This window comes from Bacillus sp. GM2 (assembly GCF_056155945.1).
The window spans coordinates 1,348,635-1,366,734 of the sequence record NZ_JBRKSZ010000007.1; the positions used below are offsets into that span (position 1 = coordinate 1,348,635).

The 18,100-nt window shown below is 46.0% G+C and carries 23 protein-coding genes and 1 pseudogene; 20 read left to right on the forward strand and 4 right to left on the reverse strand.

The features are described 5' to 3' along the window. Positions 1-69: 69 nt before the first annotated feature. From ACVC9U_RS07830 to ypmT, 3 genes are read left to right on the forward strand one after another with little or no spacing between them, the layout of a single operon-like run. A complete protein-coding gene (locus ACVC9U_RS07830; protein ID WP_025811267.1) occupies positions 70-822 on the forward strand; it encodes an SGNH/GDSL hydrolase family protein in 753 nt (250 codons plus the stop codon). A gap of 9 nt (positions 823-831) precedes the next feature. Beyond that, positions 832-1,404 carry a YpmS family protein gene (locus ACVC9U_RS07835; protein ID WP_075754181.1) on the forward strand — a complete coding sequence of 191 codons (573 nt, stop codon included), beginning with the start codon at positions 832-834 and terminating at the stop codon, positions 1,402-1,404. Positions 1,405-1,435: 31 nt separating this feature from the next. After that, on the forward strand, positions 1,436-1,636 hold the full coding sequence (gene ypmT, locus ACVC9U_RS07840; protein WP_020451868.1) for a protein YpmT: 201 nt from the start codon (positions 1,436-1,438) through the stop codon (positions 1,634-1,636). A gap of 95 nt (positions 1,637-1,731) precedes the next feature. Here the strand turns inward: ypmT and ACVC9U_RS07845 are convergent, their stop codons facing one another. Then, entirely contained in the window at positions 1,732-2,436 is a 705-nt protein-coding gene (locus tag ACVC9U_RS07845) for a DUF4397 domain-containing protein (RefSeq protein ID WP_075754183.1), read from the reverse strand. Between the two features lie 96 nt (positions 2,437-2,532). On the opposite strand from ACVC9U_RS07845, the gene ACVC9U_RS07850 reads away from it, so the two are divergent. Both ACVC9U_RS07850 and ACVC9U_RS07855 read left to right on the forward strand, forming a co-directional pair. After that, positions 2,533-3,864, forward strand: coding sequence for an MATE family efflux transporter (locus tag ACVC9U_RS07850; RefSeq protein WP_075754185.1), 1,332 nt, complete (start codon positions 2,533-2,535; stop codon positions 3,862-3,864). A 120-nt stretch (positions 3,865-3,984) separates the two neighbouring features. Then, complete coding sequence (locus ACVC9U_RS07855; protein ID WP_075754187.1) at positions 3,985-5,073, forward strand: GGDEF domain-containing protein; 1,089 nt, start codon at positions 3,985-3,987, stop codon at positions 5,071-5,073. A gap of 49 nt (positions 5,074-5,122) precedes the next feature. Here the strand turns inward: ACVC9U_RS07855 and ACVC9U_RS07860 are convergent, their stop codons facing one another. Continuing rightward, positions 5,123-5,374 carry a hypothetical protein gene (locus tag ACVC9U_RS07860; protein ID WP_020451864.1) on the reverse strand — a complete coding sequence of 84 codons (252 nt, stop codon included), beginning with the start codon at positions 5,372-5,374 and terminating at the stop codon, positions 5,123-5,125. A 65-nt stretch (positions 5,375-5,439) separates the two neighbouring features. Continuing rightward, positions 5,440-5,874, reverse strand: coding sequence for a MarR family transcriptional regulator (locus tag ACVC9U_RS07865; protein ID WP_020451863.1), 435 nt, complete (start codon positions 5,872-5,874; stop codon positions 5,440-5,442). 356 nt (positions 5,875-6,230) lie between these two features. Here ACVC9U_RS07865 and msrA point away from each other — a divergent pair, with 356 nt between their 5' ends. From msrA to ACVC9U_RS07940, 15 genes and pseudogenes are all read left to right on the forward strand, one after another. After that, positions 6,231-6,776 (forward strand): peptide-methionine (S)-S-oxide reductase MsrA, encoded by a 546-nt coding sequence (gene msrA / locus ACVC9U_RS07870; RefSeq protein ID WP_065643839.1) that lies wholly within the window; start codon positions 6,231-6,233, stop codon positions 6,774-6,776. Continuing rightward, positions 6,763-7,203, forward strand: coding sequence for a peptide-methionine (R)-S-oxide reductase MsrB (gene msrB / locus ACVC9U_RS07875; RefSeq protein ID WP_075754189.1), 441 nt, complete (start codon positions 6,763-6,765; stop codon positions 7,201-7,203). Before msrA ends, msrB begins: the two co-directional genes overlap by 14 nt. A 442-nt stretch (positions 7,204-7,645) precedes the next feature. Continuing rightward, a complete protein-coding gene (locus ACVC9U_RS07880) occupies positions 7,646-8,413 on the forward strand; it encodes a GNAT family N-acetyltransferase (RefSeq protein WP_081379925.1) in 768 nt (255 codons plus the stop codon). A gap of 80 nt (positions 8,414-8,493) precedes the next feature. Then, positions 8,494-8,622 carry a YjcZ family sporulation protein gene (locus ACVC9U_RS07885; protein WP_003182774.1) on the forward strand — a complete coding sequence of 43 codons (129 nt, stop codon included), beginning with the start codon at positions 8,494-8,496 and terminating at the stop codon, positions 8,620-8,622. Positions 8,623-8,760: 138 nt separating this feature from the next. Further along, a complete protein-coding gene (locus tag ACVC9U_RS07890; RefSeq protein ID WP_237562599.1) occupies positions 8,761-9,168 on the forward strand; it encodes an MFS transporter in 408 nt (135 codons plus the stop codon). Next, the gene (locus ACVC9U_RS07895; protein ID WP_237562600.1) at positions 9,065-9,994 is read left to right on the forward strand and encodes an MFS transporter; all 930 of its coding nucleotides are present in this window, start codon (positions 9,065-9,067) and stop codon (positions 9,992-9,994) included. The genes ACVC9U_RS07890 and ACVC9U_RS07895 overlap by 104 nt, the downstream gene beginning before the upstream one ends. A 166-nt stretch (positions 9,995-10,160) precedes the next feature. Next, positions 10,161-11,501: an aspartate aminotransferase family protein gene (locus ACVC9U_RS07900; protein ID WP_025811275.1), complete on the forward strand. Its 1,341-nt coding sequence runs from the start codon at positions 10,161-10,163 to the stop codon at positions 11,499-11,501. Then, positions 11,498-12,190: a CoA transferase subunit A gene (locus ACVC9U_RS07905; RefSeq protein WP_025811276.1), complete on the forward strand. Its 693-nt coding sequence runs from the start codon at positions 11,498-11,500 to the stop codon at positions 12,188-12,190. Before ACVC9U_RS07900 ends, ACVC9U_RS07905 begins: the two co-directional genes overlap by 4 nt. Further along, complete coding sequence (locus ACVC9U_RS07910; protein WP_145652237.1) at positions 12,172-12,825, forward strand: 3-oxoacid CoA-transferase subunit B; 654 nt, start codon at positions 12,172-12,174, stop codon at positions 12,823-12,825. Before ACVC9U_RS07905 ends, ACVC9U_RS07910 begins: the two co-directional genes overlap by 19 nt. A gap of 13 nt (positions 12,826-12,838) precedes the next feature. Then, positions 12,839-14,107, forward strand: coding sequence for a peptidase (locus tag ACVC9U_RS07915; RefSeq protein WP_441390490.1), 1,269 nt, complete (start codon positions 12,839-12,841; stop codon positions 14,105-14,107). Between the two features lie 27 nt (positions 14,108-14,134). Beyond that, entirely contained in the window at positions 14,135-14,968 is an 834-nt protein-coding gene (gene ablB / locus ACVC9U_RS07920) for a putative beta-lysine N-acetyltransferase (RefSeq protein WP_145652241.1), read from the forward strand. A gap of 98 nt (positions 14,969-15,066) precedes the next feature. Continuing rightward, positions 15,067-16,475: pseudogene (gene kamA / locus ACVC9U_RS07925) on the forward strand (lysine 2,3-aminomutase). Continuing rightward, positions 16,472-16,753 carry a YokU family protein gene (locus ACVC9U_RS07930; protein WP_020451850.1) on the forward strand — a complete coding sequence of 94 codons (282 nt, stop codon included), beginning with the start codon at positions 16,472-16,474 and terminating at the stop codon, positions 16,751-16,753. Before kamA ends, ACVC9U_RS07930 begins: the two are co-directional and overlap by 4 nt. A gap of 85 nt (positions 16,754-16,838) precedes the next feature. Next, positions 16,839-17,060: a YozE family protein gene (locus ACVC9U_RS07935; protein ID WP_441390493.1), complete on the forward strand. Its 222-nt coding sequence runs from the start codon at positions 16,839-16,841 to the stop codon at positions 17,058-17,060. 166 nt (positions 17,061-17,226) lie between these two features. Then, the gene (locus tag ACVC9U_RS07940; protein ID WP_043054349.1) at positions 17,227-17,907 is read left to right on the forward strand and encodes a hypothetical protein; all 681 of its coding nucleotides are present in this window, start codon (positions 17,227-17,229) and stop codon (positions 17,905-17,907) included. On the opposite strand, the gene ACVC9U_RS07945 is transcribed toward ACVC9U_RS07940, so the two are convergent. Continuing rightward, complete coding sequence (locus ACVC9U_RS07945) at positions 17,900-18,034, reverse strand: hypothetical protein (protein WP_441390495.1); 135 nt, start codon at positions 18,032-18,034, stop codon at positions 17,900-17,902. The two genes, ACVC9U_RS07940 and ACVC9U_RS07945, sit on opposite strands and share 8 nt — an antisense overlap. Between the last annotated feature and the right edge of the window lie 66 nt (positions 18,035-18,100).

Consider the following 18,100-nt stretch of genomic DNA (forward strand, 5'->3'; position numbering starts at 1 on the left):
ATCATTTTCAAAAGAATCAAAACATGGTACACTTTTTTTTAGGTTATCTAGAAGGAAGGGGCATCATTTTTGAACATACGGTTTATAACAGTCATGATGGCCCTCGTCTGTCTGCTTTCAGCCTGTACGGAATGGAATGCGGGCGTTGAAAAAACATCGGTCTCCCCTAAGCGCGATATCGTGATTGCAGCAGTGGGCGATTCTCTGACAGAGGGGGTAGGCGATCAAGAAAAGAAAGGCTATGTCGGCATGGTGGCCGACGAGCTTGAAAGCCGGAGAGATGTGAAGTCCGTAACGGTCAAAAATTATGCCGTTAAAGGCTCCCGGACCGATCAGCTGCTTGAAAGATTAAAAGAAAAAGAAGTACAAGAGGGCCTGAAAGATGCAGACTACATTTTATTTACAATCGGGGGCAACGACCTGATGAAAGTCGTCCGCCAAAACTTCGCGCACTTAACGCTCACACCTTTCCGCGTTGAACAAAAACTGTTTGAAAAGCGGTTTTCGAATATTTTAGCGGAAATCAGAGAGCAAAACGCCAGCGCTGAATTGATTTATGTCAGCATGTATAATCCATTTAAGTTTACGCTGTCTGAACTGAGGGAAATTGACCAAGTCGTAGACGAATGGAATGAAGGCGCAGAAAAAAGCCTGAAAAAGGTCTCCAATACGAAAATGGCGGATATTGCTGATATTTTTGAGGAATACAGCGATGAAAAGAAGATTGCAAAAGATGAGTTTCATCCTAATCAATACGGGTATTCTTTAATAGCGAAACGCGTTTACGAACAAATTAAAAACGAAGACCCCTCAGCAGAATAAGGTGAAAAAATGAAGAAATGGAAGAGCTTATTTTTAATTTTAGCAGCAGTCAACCTCATCATACTTGCCGGGATTTTCATTCTCGTATTCATGCCCGGCGGTCAAAAGGAACCGTCGCGGCCGACTCCGAGCGAATACCAATTGAACGTGACGAGCACGAAAGAGTCATTGGCCGCATTCATCAACACGTATTTGGAAAAGGAGTCTTCACCGGATCTTGACTATCAAATCGAAATCGATGATGAATTCCACATCGTCGGTGCGATCCGCGCCTTTTCCTCGACAGTCGATGCGAAGGTGTCCTTTCGGCCGACAGTGGAAAAAAACGGAGATGTGGTTCTTGACGTGACGAGATTTTCGATCGGCAAGTTAAATGTTCCGATATCGATGGTGCTGAACTACATGGATCAATTTTATGATCTTCCTGATTTTGTACACGTTCGTTCGGACGCTAAAGAAATTCAAGTCCGTCTGTCAGAGATGCCGCTTAAAAACGGAATGTATGTGAAAGCAAAAGACATTGATTTAGAAAAAGATCAAATCGAATTTGTTTATTATCAGCCTGCACAAACAGATTCATAGATCGTGCAGCGGGATTTACAGGGGTGAACATATGGAACGTATCTACACATATTTCAGCTTGCTGTCTATGTTGTTTTCACTGTACTTCGGCGGCCTCGCCGCCTTCAGTTTCATCGATGAAAACATGGACAAGATGTATTTGAACATCGGGTATTGTGCGTTGTTTTTAAGCATTATGATCTTTACCCTAGATGCAAAAAAACATAAAAAAACTGACCATCACAATCAATAATTGCCGGCAAAATCCTAAAACATGAGACCGTTTTAGGATTTTGTTGTCCATGCTTCAGCAGACTGTAAAAGAGACATCAGGTCTCTTTTTTTTCGCTATGAAGGCGGAGCTTTGGCAGGAAACGGCGCCGCTTTTATTGTGAGAGAAGGGGAGCCGTTGACGAAACCGAGACCATACAAAGTTGCGGATTCCCCGGCGTGAAGCGTGATTTTCGGGACCTTCAGCAGGACCGCTGTTGAACCGGCGGCCTTTAGCTCCATGTCGATTTTCTGTGAACGCACCTGGATGTACCGGGTGACCGTTTGAAAGGGGACACCGGAAAACAGGACAGGTCCGTTTTGCACTGCAAAGTCAAGAGCGGGGGAGTCCGGCGATAAATGGACGCATCGGATGCTGCGGCTTTCCGGATCAGCCGCAGGCTGGTCATACATTCCGACGGAAACGAGCTTTGCGGCTGTGCCTGTAACGGCAACCGTGCAGTACCCGCCGTGGATCAGGTGATACTGTACCGTCAGTATGGGACCGCGCGCCCTGCCTCTTTGGAAAACATCGATTTGAATACGGCCGGCAGGAAACCGGACATAAGAAGATAAATCTGTATAGGAGATGTTTTGAAAAACGGATATTCCGTTTACGAATACGTCGAGATTGTCGGTGTGAGGAGCCGCGTGGAGCAGTCTGATCATCGCTGCTTTTCCGCCGTTTCGAAAATAAAAGGGCGCCTCTGCAGGCGGAAGATGGCAGCAGTTCCACCGAAAACCTTCCGCCATTTGACGGGCATCATGATCTGTAGAGAACATCTTGTCACGCCCCTTTTCATGCTTTCTGACATCATATGAGGCTGCGAAGCCATCGGTCACATCGCGATCAAGACGACAGTTTAAAAGGAGAAAACAATGAAAACGGATTTTACATACGGAAATGTGTTTAAACAGCTGGTCTTTTTTTCTGGCCCGATCATTTTAGCCAATCTTTTGCAGATTTCATTTCAATTCGTTGACAGCTTGTGGGTCGGAAATCTGCTCGGAGCAAAAGCTCTCGGTGCTGCGGCCGTCTCAGGGACGGTTTTCTTTACGGTGCTGTCGTTCGTATTAGGCGTCAACAATGCGGCACTGACGATTCTTGCGCAGCAAAAAGGAAAAGGGGATAAGAAGGGACTTGCTTCATATGTCAACGCGTTTGTCGTTCTGATGACGGCGATGAGCGTATTGCTCGGGGTTATCGGCTATTTTTTCACAGAGCCTCTGCTTTCGCTTCTTCAAACGCCCGGCAATATGATGGATTTGGCTGTAAGCTATTTGAGCATTCATTTTATCGGGATTATATTTTTATTCGGCTATAATTTCATCAGTACAGTGTTAAGGGCGGTCGGTGACAGTCAAACACCTTTGCGTTTCGTCCTCTTGGCCGTCATCCTGAACCTGTTCATGGATCCGCTGTTTATCTCGGTATTCAACCTCGGAATTGCAGGAGCGGCCTATGCAACCGTCATTTCCCAAGGGATTGCTTTCATTTACGGTGTGGTCTATACGGTGAGAAAGCGGCTTGTTCCATTTTCAAAGCCGGCGCTTCCGTCGCTGGAAGAGACGTCCGTCATTTTGAAGCTCGGAGTGCCTGCCGGCTTGCAAATGATGGTGATTTCAGGCGGCTCGATGGCAATTATGAGCGTTGTCAATTCATTTGGAGAACGTGTCGTGTCAGGATTTGGCGCGGTACAGCGGCTTGACAGCCTGCTGATTCTCCCGGCGATGGCCATCGGCACTGCTGTCAACAGTATGGCTGGCCAAACCGTCGGCAGCGGCGATATGGAGCGTACGAAAAAAATCGCTCATTACGGTGTCATTTATGTTCTGCTGTTTATGGCTGCCGTCAGCACCGCGATATTTCTGACAGGCTATCATGCGGTCAGGCTGTTTATTTCGGAAGCCGATTCAGCCGCATTCGGGGAAGAATATTTAAAAACGATCGCTTTTTTCTATCCGTTTATCGGGATTAACTTTGTGTTAAACGGTGTTGTAAGGGCAGCCGGCGCAATGTTTCAAATTTTGGTGCTGAACGTGATTTCTTTTTGGGCTTTGCGTTATCCGTTTACATACTTATTTTCAAAGTGGCTTGGCGAAAACGGCATAGCCCTTGGCATTGGAATGAGCTTTATGCTGAGCAGCCTGACTGCGTTTTTATATTACCGCTACGCGAAGTGGAAGCACCTCGTTTTATTTGAAAAATGAAAGCAAGCCCCGGAAGTGCCTCCCGCCGGGTATCTGAAGCAAAGAAACAAAAATGCTTTTAACGTCTTAATAATTGACGATATATACAATATAAAATGAGTTTGGTGTTGGGGGCTTGTCATGTTTTTAATCGATTTATTTTTGAATTTGTGCATTTTAATAACTTCGCTCTTTATTTACACTCAGCTAAAGTGGAATATTTTTTCCCGAAAAGCTACTAATAAACAACTTGATTGGATTGACGGCGTCATGGGAGGGTTGCTCGGAAATGTGCTCATGTTCTTTTCGATCCAGGCAACCGATGAGACGCTCGTTGATTTGCGTTATGTGCCCGTCATGATTTTGTTTTTATTTACGGGCGCCTTTCCGGCCTTTATTTGTTCTCTGCTGATTATAGGAGGAAGATTTGTTTACGGGGGGAATACATCTTCGATTGCTGCGCTCACAGGAATGATCGTTATATTCATGGGATATTATCTCATCCTCAGGGTCATGGATAAAGACGCTGACACTTATCGAAAGACATTTGCTTTAGTCATTTTTGCCAATGTGGCGATTTCAATTGTGATCTTGATGCTCCTCCATGATTTCCATTTAGTGAAAATTTTAATGATCTGGTTCTGGATTTTATCTACTATCGGCGGATTTACATCAGTATATGTCGTCTCATATTTAAAAAAATCTCATTTTCTGTTAAAAAAGTATGAAGAGGAATCGTCGATTGATTATTTAACGGGATTGAATAATGTCCGCCATTTTGATGCGATATGGAATGCTCATATTTCAAACGCAATGGAGAAGAACGAGAAACTGTCTTTGCTTATGATCGATATCGATTATTTCAAAACGATTAATGATACATACGGACATTCAAACGGAGACGTGATTTTAAAAGAACTGGGAACGATTTTAAAAAAGTCAACGCGTACGGAAGATATCGTATCAAGAAACGGCGGAGAAGAGTTTTCGGTCATATTGCCGAACAGTTCCCATTCGCAGGCTGCAGAGATCGCTGAAAGGATACGCAAGGAAGTGGAGACACACACTTTTTCAATTTCTCATTCTAAAAAGATTCATATTACCGTTTCGATTGGGGTTGCGGCATTTCCGGAGGTCATTCGCAGTACGGACGAGTTGATTGAAAAAGCCGACCAATGTTTGTACAGGGCTAAACACCTTGGGAGAAACCGGGTGTGCACATCACTTTAAGCTGTACGAAAAAGGATAGATGAAACGATGTCCATCTATCCTGTCTTTGTTAGGTGCGTTTATCGAATTCGGCAAGCTTGATAAAAGTCTTTTCATCTTCAATTAATCCGCACGCGCCGCACTGCACTTTTATGGCGGGACCGCTGTACGGCAGGTGAAATGGAGAAAGCTCGTCATCTGAATACGTTTCCATGATCTCCCCTGTTGCCGGATCAATCTTAACGGATGTTGGGGACTGTTCGATTAAGTTGAACCGTGTTCGGTTTGTTTTGCAGTTTGGACAAAGATAAGGAGCTGTCATAAGTCAGTACACCTCTTTTTTGAATTAAGGTGCACAGATTCGGGCCAATTTATGTAAAACCCGGATTAGCGCTGTTCCCTTTTTTTGTCCAATTTGCTGAACAGTTCAATCAGCGTTTTCAGCTCTTCATCACTGAAGCTGCTGAACCGCTTGAAATAATATTCCGTTTTCTTTTCTTCAAAATATCTGATAATTTCTTTTCCCGCGTCTGTCAGATGGATTTTGATGATCCGTCTGTCTTCTTTTGACCGGACTCTCGTGATCCATCCTTTTTCAACCAACGCATCGGTTACAGCTGTGATATGGCTCGCAGAAACGCCTAAAATCGTTGCAAACTCCGTGACTTTCTTCGGACCTTGCTCGCTCAGCAGGCGGAGAATCATGAATTCATTGCGGGACATCTCTTTTTCGAGCAGCTCATTTATTTCATCACGTATCTGTTTAAATACTGTGCGAAGCAGTGCTTCCATATCATACATCATTTGTTCTCTAACTTTCAAAATTTCGCCCCTCCATATAAGTAGCAAATTTCAGCTTTTTTTAAAAAGGAATGACCGAATCAGCATGAATATTATTTTTCATGAACATGATATCACTATGATACCATAATTTTCGTTTTTCAAGTGTATGTTTCAGAAGATTTTTAGTTCATTTGACCATCAATTGAACAACGGCCCATGACAATGATAGATGAATACTGCTGTTTCTTAGAATTTGGTGATAGCAATGACATATTATTGTCATTTTTTCTTTTTAGGCAGCGGCTGATTTTGCGATGAGCGGGAGCAGGCTTAAAAATGAGCATGATGTGGTATAATGATTCCCAGCAAATGTTGAAGAGAAGGAGGCAGAACAGATGGCTGAAAAACGAGAACTCGCCACATTTGCCGGAGGCTGCTTTTGGTGTATGGTCAAGCCTTTTGACGAACAGCCGGGCATTATAAAAGTCGAATCCGGCTATACCGGCGGCCATACGGAAAATCCGACCTATGAAGAGGTTTGCAGCAATACAACGGGACATAGGGAAGCGGTGCAAATCACGTTTGATCCCGATGTCTTTCCATACGAAAAACTGCTGGAACTCTACTGGCAGCAAATCGATCCTACTGACAGCGGAGGACAATTCGCAGACCGCGGCGAGTCTTACCGGACAGCAATTTTTTACCATAATAACAAGCAGCGGAAACTCGCTGAGGAATCGAAGAAAAAGCTTGAAGAAAGTGGCATCTTTAAAGATCCGATCGCGACCGACATTCTGGAAGCCGGGCCATTTTATCCGGCTGAAGAATATCATCAGGATTATCATAAAAAGCATCCTGAACGCTACACACAGTATCGGATCGGAAGCGGCAGAGAAGGATTTTTACAACAGCATTGGGGGCGAAAGCATGACGAACAATAAAGAAGAACGGCTGAAGCAGCTGACCCGGATGCAGTATGAAGTGACGCAGAAAAACGGGACGGAGCCTCCATTTCAAAACGAATACTGGGATCTGCACGAAGACGGAATCTATGTCGACATCGTGTCGGGAAAACCGCTGTTTTCATCGCTTGACAAATTTGACGCACACTGCGGCTGGCCAAGCTTCACAAAACCGGTCGATTCCGGGGAGATCGAAGAAAAACTTGACACTTCACACGGCATGGTTCGGACTGAGGTGAGAAGCAAATCTGCCGATTCCCATCTTGGACACGTGTTCCCGGACGGCCCCGGACCGGACGGCCTGCGCTATTGCATCAATTCAGCAGCCCTCCGTTTTGTGCCGAAGGATGACCTTGAAAAAGAAGGGTACGGCGAATATGTCAAGCTGTTTGAACGTGAAAAATAGGTCTTAAAGGCGCTCAATAAATTATCAAGGATCTGCCCTCTTTGCTCTCACAAAGCAGAGAGGGCTTTTTTATCTCCGAATTTGGAATTGCATACTCCGAGCGAAAAAGTCGAGTAGTTTCTATTGATAAAGTAAAGCGGCATGAAGACTGCCGTGAGGATACCCAGCAAACAATAAAAATTTGAAACTTGTTACGAAAAATCCGTTAACATCCCACGAAATACAAACAAGGAAAAATGTTAATTTAAAGCGGTTTATGAACTTCCATATCATGTGGAAGAAACTCGTCTATGAAAAAACGCAAGAAATCCGGAGAAGAAAGCTGAGAAGAGCCGCATGTTCAGATGATCCTTTCTTTCAAAGAGTCATCTTTTTAGAGGATTTTCTGCTCTGAAAGCGAAAAACATTATGATAGAACATCTTGAGAAAAGAGGCAGCCGTTGTGACATCCATTTCAAACACAGAAGACCGTTATTTAATGCTGACATGCAGCAAAAAAATTGAGCCGCATTATCATCTATACACAGATGACCAGATCCCGCAAATGTTTTCATCTCATTTTCTGCAGCTGCAGGACGAATTTCCGCTGACAGAGCTGTACTCCCTGCTCGTTCGGGTACCCGATATATTAAAACGAAATTATATTCATGTGAAAAGCTCTTTTAACCGCGATCTCCCTTTCACAATGAAAAAGTCGCTCTTTGATCTTGGATACATTCTTGATGAAGAATTGTTTTATTCGATCCGGCTTGCAGATTGGAAAGGAGTTTCCCCTGTGCGGGCAGAATGGGGGACGAAGAAATCGCTCAGTGACGGCTGCCGCATCATGCAGGCTTATGATTCTTTGTCGATCAATGAAGCGTTTGCGAAAGAAAAGCTGCTGCGCAAGTATCCTTTTTACGAGGAAGGCATCATTCAGCTGTGTGTCTGCTATTCGGAAGAAGGAGAACCGATTGGATGTGCCGAACTTTATCTCGATCAGGACGAAAACGTTGCTAAAATCGAGGAAGTCGCCATTTTGGAACCTTACCAGCGAAAAGGCTATGGATCTGGCCTTATCAAGCAGATGCTCGCCGCTGCCAAACAATCGGGCATGGAATCGTGCTATCTTGTGACTTCGGGAAGCGATCAGGTGAAAACGTTTTATGAAAAGCTGGGTTTTCAGCAGGAGGAAAAGCTCACAACGATATTTAAATATTTGTTCGAATAAAGTAGGCAGGTGCACATACCAACTGGGACTTGGCCTGCATAGGCTGGGGTGTAGACTTTATACGAAAGGATGATAAGCCTGTGCATTACTCCCATTATTGCTGTCCTACTGGAGGATACGGCTACGGGTTTCACGGCAGAAACACATTTGTGCTCATCGTTGTCCTCTTTATTTTGCTCATCATTGTCGGTGCGGCTTTCATTTGCTAGCTAAAAGCCCTACGCCCGGTCGCTTGACATGCTCACAAAGCCTTCCATCCGGAAGGTTTTTTGTTTTCATTGTAAAATTTTACATATATATGTAATATAATCATGAGGTGAAAATATCGGACAAACGGGGGAGAAACTTTGAAATATGCTTGGGTCATAAAAAGGGACTTTTTCAGACTGTGGTCTGGAACATTTTTATCGCTCTTTAGTTCGGTTCTTTTCTATTATTCATTGGTATGGTGGTCTCTATCTGAAACCGGAAGCGCCCTTTCGGGAAGCGTCGTGATTGGCATCGGTCTGACTGTCTCAATTTTGATATCGCCGTTTACAGGCTGGCTTTCCGACAGGTTTCACAGGGGGAAATTGATTGCGGCTTCAGATATGATCATTTCAACTGTATTTTTAATAATCGGATTTTTGGCTGTCAGGCATGAGTTCAGTTATGTTACTGGCGGTTGCAAGGGCGATTGTATCGGCATGTTTGACCGCAATCGAACCTGCTGCAAGATCGCTCTTGCCGGATACATTGAGAAAAGAACAAATTGAAAAAGGTATCGCATTTCAAGAAGTGATCACACAGCTTATCCAAGTGATCGTTCCGCTTGTCACAGGGGTTCTGTTTTCCTTTCTGCATTTCGGCTGGTTATGGGTGCTGTGCGGAAGCCTCTCCCTCCTGTCCATCTTTTTGGAGTGGAGAATCATAGATAAAAGGGGCAGCCAAAAGCGTATTCCTTTTACAAACAAACAATTGTTCAGCGGTTTTACAAGCTTGTTTCAAAATAAGCCGCTCAAGTATTTGTTGTATGGGACGAGCATACAGCAGCTTGTATTCAGCGGTTTTCCAATATATATCGTCATTTGGACTTCGCTATTAATAAAAGATCAGGCTTGGCTGGGCGGCGCTTTTCAATCATTTTGGGCGTGCGGGACGCTGTCTGCGGCGCTTTTCTTGTCCTTTATCGCAAAACCGGAGCACGCAAAAGCAGCTGTGCCCGCTTTAATGCTGATTTTCGGCCTGCTTTTGTCGCCTCTCGGCTGGATTGATCATGTCGTGCTCGGCGCCGCGATTTTGATCGTCATCGGAATGATCAGCGGCGTAGTCAACATCTATATTGAAGGTTACTTGCAAAGGGTAACGGAAGGTGAAAACAGAGGAAGGTCGCTGGGCGCTTTTTTTGCGGTTAACAGCTCTTTTATGCCGCTCGGCTATGCGGCCGCGGGGATGTTGTCGGATGCCGTCAGTCCCGAATATTTATTTCTCATCGTCGCACTGCCCGCGCCGTTTGCTGCGTTTTCGATGATGAGATCATTTTATTTATGGGAAAAACAGACGAAGGAAACAGTTGCTTTGCAGGACAAAACGTCAATGTGAATAAGCGCGCTTGGAAAAATAAAAGGACATGTCCTTTTATTTTTTTGTTTACAACTAACGGCGATCGCTCCGAAATCAACCATTTCCGCTTGAAAAGAGAATGCCGCCTTTTCCCCATTCATATAATGTAAAGAAAAACCTCTCATTGGGGAAGGGGGGAGTTTTCATGTCGTTTTTGATTAAGCCGGATTTGCACGCAAGCTATCCGGTCGTTCAGTATGCAAAAGGAAGCTGGATTGTCGACAATTCCGGAAAGCGGTACCTTGACGGTTGTTCAGGGGCTGTTACCTGCAATCTCGGGCACGGTGTACAAGAAGTGATTGCGACTCTCAAAGAACAGCTTGATGCCGTTTCATTTGTCTACCGTTCACAGTTTACGAGTGAACCGGCTGAACAGCTTGCCGAACTCCTTGCTGAATGGCTGCCGGGTGATCTGAATTGGTCTTTTTTTGTCAACAGCGGGTCGGAAGCTGTTGAAACCGCTATGAAAATCGCCGTTCAATACTGGCAGGAAAAGGGGCAAAATGACAAAACGATTTTCCTTTCAAGATGGAACAGCTATCACGGAATTACAAACGGAGCCCTGTCGCTGTCGGGATTTTATGAGCGCCGCTACAGGTTTACTCACATGCTGCACAAGTATCCCGCCGCTTCCGCGCCAAACTGCTACAGATGCCGGCTTTCTCATCCCGAATGCCAGGAAGCGTGCGTGAAAGAAATCGAGCTCGCCGTTAAAAGGATCGGCAAGCAATTCATCGCGGGCTTCGTGGCCGAACCCGTCATCGGGGCTGCTGGAGCAGCCATAACAGCACCTGATGGTTATTACAAAAAAGTAAAAGAGATTTGCGAAGAAAATGAAATTCTTTTTATCGCGGATGAAGTCATGAGCGGGATGGGAAGAACCGGCCGGTTGCTGGCGATTGAACATTGGGGTGTGACCCCGGATATTGCCGTACTCGGCAAGGGGATGAGCGCAGGGTATTCACCGATTGCCGCAGCGGTCATATCCGATGACATCATGGAAACGGTCAAAAACGGCTCAGGAGTCATCATGAGCGGACATACGTACAGCGCAAACCCTTTTTCAGCCCGTGCGGCGCTCGCCGTTCTCCGCTACATTTTGAAGCACGATCTTGTTAAACAAGCCGGGCTAAAAGGGGAAAAGCTGAAAAAGATGCTGAAAGAAGTCATGAAACAGTCGAGCATCATTGGCGACGTTCGGGGCAAGGGGCTTCTTCTCGGGATTGAATTTGTCGCTGATCGAAAAAGCAAAAAGACATTTCCTTCATCAATGCCGGTGTCGGCTCTCGTCATTTCCGAAGCGAAAAAAAGAGGCCTGCTTCTTTATCCGTCCCAGGCGGGTATTGACGGCGGCGGGGGAGATGCGGTCATCATTGCGCCGCCCCTTACGATATCGGATCAAGAGCTGGAAGAACTCATTCATATATTTAAACATGCCGTACACGAGATTGAAAAACAAGCAGAAAAGGTGATACGCGAAAGATGACGGTTCTGAACAAACGTATTGCTGTTGAAGATGCGATTGCCGATTTGAAAGACGAAGCGACCGTCATGTTTGGCGGATTTGGGGGAGTCGGTTCACCGCCTTCTTTCATCAGTGCGATTTTGAAAAAAGGCGTAAAAAATTTAACGGTCATATGCAATGATGCAGGATTTCCCGCGATCGGCATCGGTCCATTAATCGTCAATAACCGTGTAAGGCGGCTGATCGCTTCCCATATCGGATCAAATCCCGTTGCGGGAAAACAAATGACTGACGGTTTTCTCGCCGTTGAATTTTCACCGCAAGGGACGCTCGCGGAAAGAATCCGTGCCGGCGGCACAGGTCTTGGCGGCATTTTGACCGATATTGGGATCGATAATGACATGGTGCGTCAAGGAAAGAAGATCGTTTCTTTGAATGGTCGCGAATACCTTGCCGAAGAAGCGCTGAGTGCGGAATACGCTTTTATTTATGGGAAAACCGCCGATGAATTCGGCAATATCATCTACGACAAAACGGCGCGTAACATGAACCCGCTTATGGCGATGGCTGCTGATCGAACATTTGCCGAAGTGGAGCGGATCGTTCCGCTTGGAGAGCTCGATGAAGAAGAAGTTGTAACACCCGGTGTTTTTGTCGAAGGTGTCGCTGAAACGGAAGGGGTGAACTGGAAATGGGTTTGGGAGTCATAGAGCGGGAGAGAATTGCAAAACGGGCGGCCCGCGAAATCAAAAGCGGAATGATTGTCAATCTGGGCATCGGCATTCCGTCTTTGGTTCCCAATTTTTTAGATCCGGGCACTTCCGTTATGATCCAATCTGAAAACGGGCTTCTCGGCATCGGCGAGTCGCCTGAAAAAGGAAGGGAAGATGAGAATCTTTGCAATGCGGCAGGCTGGCCTGTCACCGTAGTAAAAGGCGCTTCTTATTTCGATTCGGCCCTGTCGTTCGGCATGATCAGAAAGGGCGCGATTGATGTCACGATTCTTGGTTCTCTGCAGGTCAGCCAGTCAGGGGATCTGGCCAACTGGATCGTCCCCGGCAAAAAGGTTCCTGGAATGGGAGGGGCGATGGAGCTTGCCCAAAAGGCGAAAAAAGTCATTGTCGTGATGAGCCATACCGATAAAAACGGCGCACCCAAACTTGTCGCTAACTGCACTCTGCCACTGACAGCAAAAGGCTGTGTAGACATGGTGATTACAGAAAAAGCCGTGATCACCATTGACAGCGGCGGTTTTGTATTAAAAGAGCTGATGAATGAAGAGGATCTTGATGATGTGCTGCGGCTGACGGATGGAAAGGTCCGGATCGAACTGCCGCTTTCGTAAGAGGAGGAATTGAATGGAGAACATAGAGAGAAAGGTGTGCGATTGGATTGATTCGCACGAGAAAAAAGCGGTTCGCCTTTTGAAAAAACTTGTCGGAGAAAAAAGCACAATGGGCAGTGAATTTACCGCCCAAGCCGTCGTCCTGGAGAAACTGAGGCAATTCGAAGCTGAAATCGATGTCTGGGAGCCGAGCATGAAGCAATTGGAACAGCACCCGCTGTTTAAATCAGACAGAACAAGCTTTAAAGAAAGCCCGAATATTGCGGCTGTCAAAAGAGGAAAGGGCGGCGGGAAATCGCTGATCTTAAACGGACACATCGATGTCGTGCCTGAAGGAAACAGAAAAGACTGGGGAACGGAGCCTTTTCAGCCGGTCATGAAGCAAGGACGGATATACGGCCGAGGCACAACTGACATGAAAGGCGGCAATACGGCTCTTTTAATCGCGATGGAAGCGCTGGAGCAATGCGGGGTTCAATTAAAAGGAGACCTGATTTTTCAAAGTGTCGTAGACGAGGAGTGTGGCGGAGCCGGGACGCTGGCGGCCGTCATGAGGGGCTACAAGGCGGACGGCGCTTTGATTCCCGAGCCGACAAATATGAAAATGTTTATTAAGCAGCAGGGATCGATGTGGTTCAGAATCATGGTCAAAGGGCTTTCTGCACATGGCGGCACAAGATATGAAGGTGTCAGCGCCATTGAAAAAAGCATGCTTGTCATCCAGTCGCTCCGCCAGCTTGAACAGGTCAGGAATAAGAGAATAACAGATTCTTTGTATGACAATATCCCGATTCCGATTCCGATTAACATCGGCACGATCAACGGAGGCGCATGGCCTTCATCGGTCGCCGACACGGTGACACTGGAAGGAAGGTGCGGAATCGCTCCGAACGAATCTCCTGAAGCCGTCCAGGCCGAGTTTGAAAACTGGCTCAATGATCTTCAATACCATGATGAATGGTTTAAACACTATCCTGTTGACATAGAATGGTTCGGCGCCATGTGGCTCCCAAACGATTTGGCTGAAGACCATGAACTGACGAAAGTGCTGAAATCCGCCTATCAAACCATCACGGCAAAAGATCCCCTAATCGAAGCTTCCCCGTGGGCGACAGACGGCGGAATATTGTCGCACGCCGGAGGCACCCCTGTCATCGTCTTCGGACCGGGAGAAACAAAAATGGCTCACCAGGCAAATGAATATATTGAAAAAGACGCCCTGATTCAGTCAGCCAAAATCATCAGCCTGTTTATTATGAATTGGTGTGATTATGAACGGTGAAAAGATCAGCTGATTTGGAGGTTAAATATGGTGGAAAAATGGAGCAATGACAGCTGTACGCTTGAAGCGGATGTCGACTTGTTCAGTAAAAGAATCAGAATCATCAATTATGATGGCGATGTGTGTTCATTTTTTCCCGCCATATTGAAAGAAGCAAAAAAACACGGCATAGGGAAAATGATCGTTTTCACCAAAACGACTGACAGAAACGCTTTGCTTGAGCGGACGTTTGAACCGGAAGGGAAAATTGACGGATACTTTAACGGGCATGATGCTGACGTGTTCGTAAAATATGTGAAAGAAGACAGGCGAAAAACCGCTGACTGGCTTGCGCAGGATCAAATGCTGACAGAGCTGTTCAGCACTCCCCGCATCGCGGAGGCCCAAAACGCTTCCTTTAAAATCAGGCGGGCCGCCTCCAGTGATGCTCCTGGTCTCGCCGATCTCTACAACTGTGTCTTTCCTGTATACCCCGCGCCTGTTTCAGATCCGGCATATCTTAAGGAAGCGATGGGGAAAGGGGCCGTTTACTACCTCGCTTTTGACGGGGAAAAAGTGATTGCATCAGCAGGTGCAGACGTGAATCCCGTTTTGGGGAATGCGGAAATAACCGACTGCGCCGTCCTGCCGGAATACAGGGGCTTTTCATTGACGAGGCGGCTGATTGCCGCACTTGAAACCGATTTGAAACAAGCGGGTATCTTTTACGTTTATTCAATCGCAAGAGCAGCTTCTTTCGGGATGAACGCCAGTCTTTATCATTTATCATACTCATACAGGGGCCGGCTTTTGAACAACTGCCTCATTTATAAAAATATCGAGAACATGAACATCTGGTGCAAAAATTTAAGCCGGTCTTAAAAAGCGGTCTTCCGCTGGTTTTACATTTGAAGAGACACTTTTCACACCGGTCACATAACCTGAAAAGTATAGGGAAAATGCTGATAGGGGGATGAAAGATGGAAAACGGTCTGTTTCAGCCGAAAAGGCACTGGAAGGATATTGAGCTTTGGAAAGATGTTCCCGAGGAAAAATGGAACGACTGGATCTGGCAGCTGACCAACACTGTCAGAACGCTTGACGATTTGAAAAAAGTCGTCAATCTTACGAAAGAGGAAGAAGAAGGGGTGCGAATCTCCACAAAGACGATCCCTTTAAATATTACGCCGTATTACGCTTCACTGATTGATCCGGATGATCCGCGCTGTCCGATCAGAATGCAGTCGGTGCCCCTGGCAGAAGAAATGCACAAAACAAAATACGATCTTGAAGATCCCCTTCATGAGGATGAAGATTCGCCAGTCCCCGGCTTAACCCACCGCTATCCGGACCGGGTTTTGTTTCTCGTCACTAATCAATGCTCGATGTACTGCAGATACTGTACAAGGCGGCGATTTTCCGGACAAATCGGCATGGGCGTGCCGAAAAAGCAGCTCGATCAGGCGATCGCATATATCCGGGATACGCCCGATGTCAGGGATGTCCTGATTTCAGGGGGGGACGGCCTTCTTATTAACGATCAAATTCTTGAATATATTTTGAAAAACCTCCGTGCGATCCCGCACGTGGAAATCATCCGGATCGGCACAAGAGCCCCGGTCGTCTTCCCGCAGCGGATTACCGACAAGCTTTGCAGCATTTTGAAAAAGTATCATCCCGTCTGGCTGAATACGCATTTCAACACGAGCATCGAAATCACGAAGGAAGCGAAGGAAGCCTGCGAGAAGTTGGTCAACGCCGGGGTGCCGGTCGGCAACCAGGCCGTGATTTTGGCCGGTATAAATGACAGCGTTTCCATTATGAAAAAGCTGATGCATGATTTGGTGAAAATCAGAGTCCGTCCGTATTATATTTATCAATGCGATTTGTCTGAAGGAATCGGCCATTTCAGAGCGCCTGTCTCCAAAGGTCTTGAAATCATTGAAGGCTTGCGAGGACACACGAGCGGTATGCAGTGCCTACCTTTGTCGTTGACGCGCCGGGCGGGGGCGGAAAAATCGCCATACAGCCGAATTACTTGATTTCGCAAAGCCCTGATAAAGTTGTGCTCCGCAATTTTGAAGGCGTCATTACGTCTTATCCTGAGCCTGAGAACTATATTCCGGGAAGAGCGGACGACTATTTTTCTGAAATTTTCCCTGATGTAATGAAGGAAAAAGAGGAGATCGGCATATCGGCAATCTATGCGGATCAAGCTCTTTCATACACACCGGACGGCTTAAAACGGCTCGAAAGAAGGGAGAGCTATTCCGCAAGGCCCGATCATGAAACATTGAAAAGCCGCCGGGCAAAGCGCGATGAATTGAAAGAAAAGAAATTCCTTGCCCAGCAAAAAAAAGAAGGCGAAGCTGAGGGGCGTGTGCAATGAAGAGGTGTGAATGGTGCAGCGAAGAAAAAGCCGGGGAAGCCCGCACGGCAGTTTATTGGGAGCTTCCTGACGGGACGAAAGCGATCGAAATCACCGATACACCTGCGGTTGAATGCGAAGGCTGCGGCATGGTCTATCAGGAGGACAATGTCACCTGGGAAATTGAAAATCAGCTGCTCTTGATCGATACAAAAAAACTGCCTTCGTCCGTTTCGTATGATGCGCTGATGAAAACAGAGCGCATATTGAAGCGCAATTACTTTGATTTTTCTTCATGAAGCCGGCTTTTTGCCGGTTTTTTTGTTTGTATTTTTTCAGACGCCCTGTATAATAGAACATCAAAAGAGGACAGGAGGGGAGACCGTGAAGTCTTTTTACCATTATTTAATGAAATACCGCCATCCGAAACCGAAGGACGCGATCAGCGAATTTGCGAACCACGCTTATCTTGATCACGGATTTCCCAAGACATCAACTCATTACGATGAAATCAGCTCTTACCTTGAGCTTAATGGGGATTATTTATCGTCAATGACGAAATTTGATGAGGCTTGGGAGCAATATATTTCGGAAACAAAGCGATAAAAAATCCGCAGTTATTTCAGAACTGCGGATTTTTTTGCGTTCTCCCGGGCCGGCTGGGCTTTTCGGAAAACTCATCGGGCTTTGGAACCTTAGCCCATGCGAATTAACAGCACTCAGCATACGATAAGCGTAACACGGAAGCTTCAAGGCAAGGGGGAATCCAAATATGAAGTCAAACGCGCCAAAATTCAAAGTCGGGGATGTTGTCGTTGTCGTGATGTACGGGACGGTCGGAACGATTACAAAAGTTCATAAAATCGATAAGCATTTTTTGTATGAAGTCAATCATAATGAAGTGCTTTATTTTGAGACTTCTCTTCAGCTCTACAAAGATTATGACGGGGTCATTGTCGATACGGAAAAGCTTGACATCGAATATGAATTTTTAATCGGGGATGTCGTCTATGTAAAAGATTACGGCAAAGAATTGTTTAAAATCACCGGGCACAGAACGGAAATTTGGAGATATGTGGAGGATGGCTGGGAAGATATCATTTACGAGCTGACCCGTTTGAAAGACGGGGAATGGCTTGAAACCGAAGAAGAAGATTTAACGCTCGTCCTCAGAACTTACGAAATGGACCAGTTTGTCCATCAGCTTCTGTTTGTTCATTATGTCGGCGAAGCCGGACAAGAGCTTGATGAACCGATATCTGAAAAGGTGTTTCTGCCATTTGCGGGGGATCCCGAGGAGCAGGAACATGAGCGCAACATGGCTGTTGCTGTCGTGGATGAGCTGCTTGATATTTACAATGACTATAAAGTATTGTATGAAATGTTTCAGGATGCGGAATATAAAGAAATGATGGAGTTTGTGTTAAGCAGCCTGAAAGAATATTTCAAATGATAAACACCAAGTATAAAAAGTAAGGAAAACAGCCGAACACAATCAGGCCGAACATGGCTTTCAAGACCTTCCCCAACACCAGGTCAAACCCTTCTCCGTCAATTGCTTCAAGCGTTTTTTGGATCATTTTCTTTCCCCTTCCGGCTTTTGTCTTGTTACGACATGTATATGACAGAGGACAAACATTATGACA

Excerpts from the sequence above, each read along its gene's own strand:
- ACVC9U_RS07835 (WP_075754181.1), top strand. The coding sequence starts at position 832 with ATGAAGAAATGGAAGAGCTTATTTTTAATTTTAGCAGCAGTCAACCTC.
- ypmT (WP_020451868.1), top strand. The coding sequence starts at position 1,436 with ATGGAACGTATCTACACATATTTCAGCTTGCTGTCTATGTTGTTTTCA.
- ACVC9U_RS07845 (WP_075754183.1), bottom strand. The coding sequence starts at position 2,436 with ATGTTCTCTACAGATCATGATGCCCGTCAAATGGCGGAAGGTTTTCGG.
- ACVC9U_RS07850 (WP_075754185.1), top strand. The coding sequence starts at position 2,533 with ATGAAAACGGATTTTACATACGGAAATGTGTTTAAACAGCTGGTCTTT.
- ACVC9U_RS07855 (WP_075754187.1), top strand. The coding sequence starts at position 3,985 with ATGTTTTTAATCGATTTATTTTTGAATTTGTGCATTTTAATAACTTCG.
- ACVC9U_RS07860 (WP_020451864.1), bottom strand. The coding sequence starts at position 5,374 with ATGACAGCTCCTTATCTTTGTCCAAACTGCAAAACAAACCGAACACGG.
- msrA (WP_065643839.1), top strand. The coding sequence starts at position 6,231 with ATGGCTGAAAAACGAGAACTCGCCACATTTGCCGGAGGCTGCTTTTGG.
- msrB (WP_075754189.1), top strand. The coding sequence starts at position 6,763 with ATGACGAACAATAAAGAAGAACGGCTGAAGCAGCTGACCCGGATGCAG.
- ACVC9U_RS07895 (WP_237562600.1), top strand. The coding sequence starts at position 9,065 with ATGTTACTGGCGGTTGCAAGGGCGATTGTATCGGCATGTTTGACCGCA.
- ACVC9U_RS07900 (WP_025811275.1), top strand. The coding sequence starts at position 10,161 with ATGTCGTTTTTGATTAAGCCGGATTTGCACGCAAGCTATCCGGTCGTT.
- ACVC9U_RS07905 (WP_025811276.1), top strand. The coding sequence starts at position 11,498 with ATGACGGTTCTGAACAAACGTATTGCTGTTGAAGATGCGATTGCCGAT.
- ACVC9U_RS07910 (WP_145652237.1), top strand. The coding sequence starts at position 12,172 with ATGGGTTTGGGAGTCATAGAGCGGGAGAGAATTGCAAAACGGGCGGCC.
- ACVC9U_RS07915 (WP_441390490.1), top strand. The coding sequence starts at position 12,839 with ATGGAGAACATAGAGAGAAAGGTGTGCGATTGGATTGATTCGCACGAG.
- ablB (WP_145652241.1), top strand. The coding sequence starts at position 14,135 with ATGGTGGAAAAATGGAGCAATGACAGCTGTACGCTTGAAGCGGATGTC.
- ACVC9U_RS07930 (WP_020451850.1), top strand. The coding sequence starts at position 16,472 with ATGAAGAGGTGTGAATGGTGCAGCGAAGAAAAAGCCGGGGAAGCCCGC.
- ACVC9U_RS07940 (WP_043054349.1), top strand. The coding sequence starts at position 17,227 with ATGAAGTCAAACGCGCCAAAATTCAAAGTCGGGGATGTTGTCGTTGTC.
- ACVC9U_RS07945 (WP_441390495.1), bottom strand. The coding sequence starts at position 18,034 with ATGATCCAAAAAACGCTTGAAGCAATTGACGGAGAAGGGTTTGACCTG.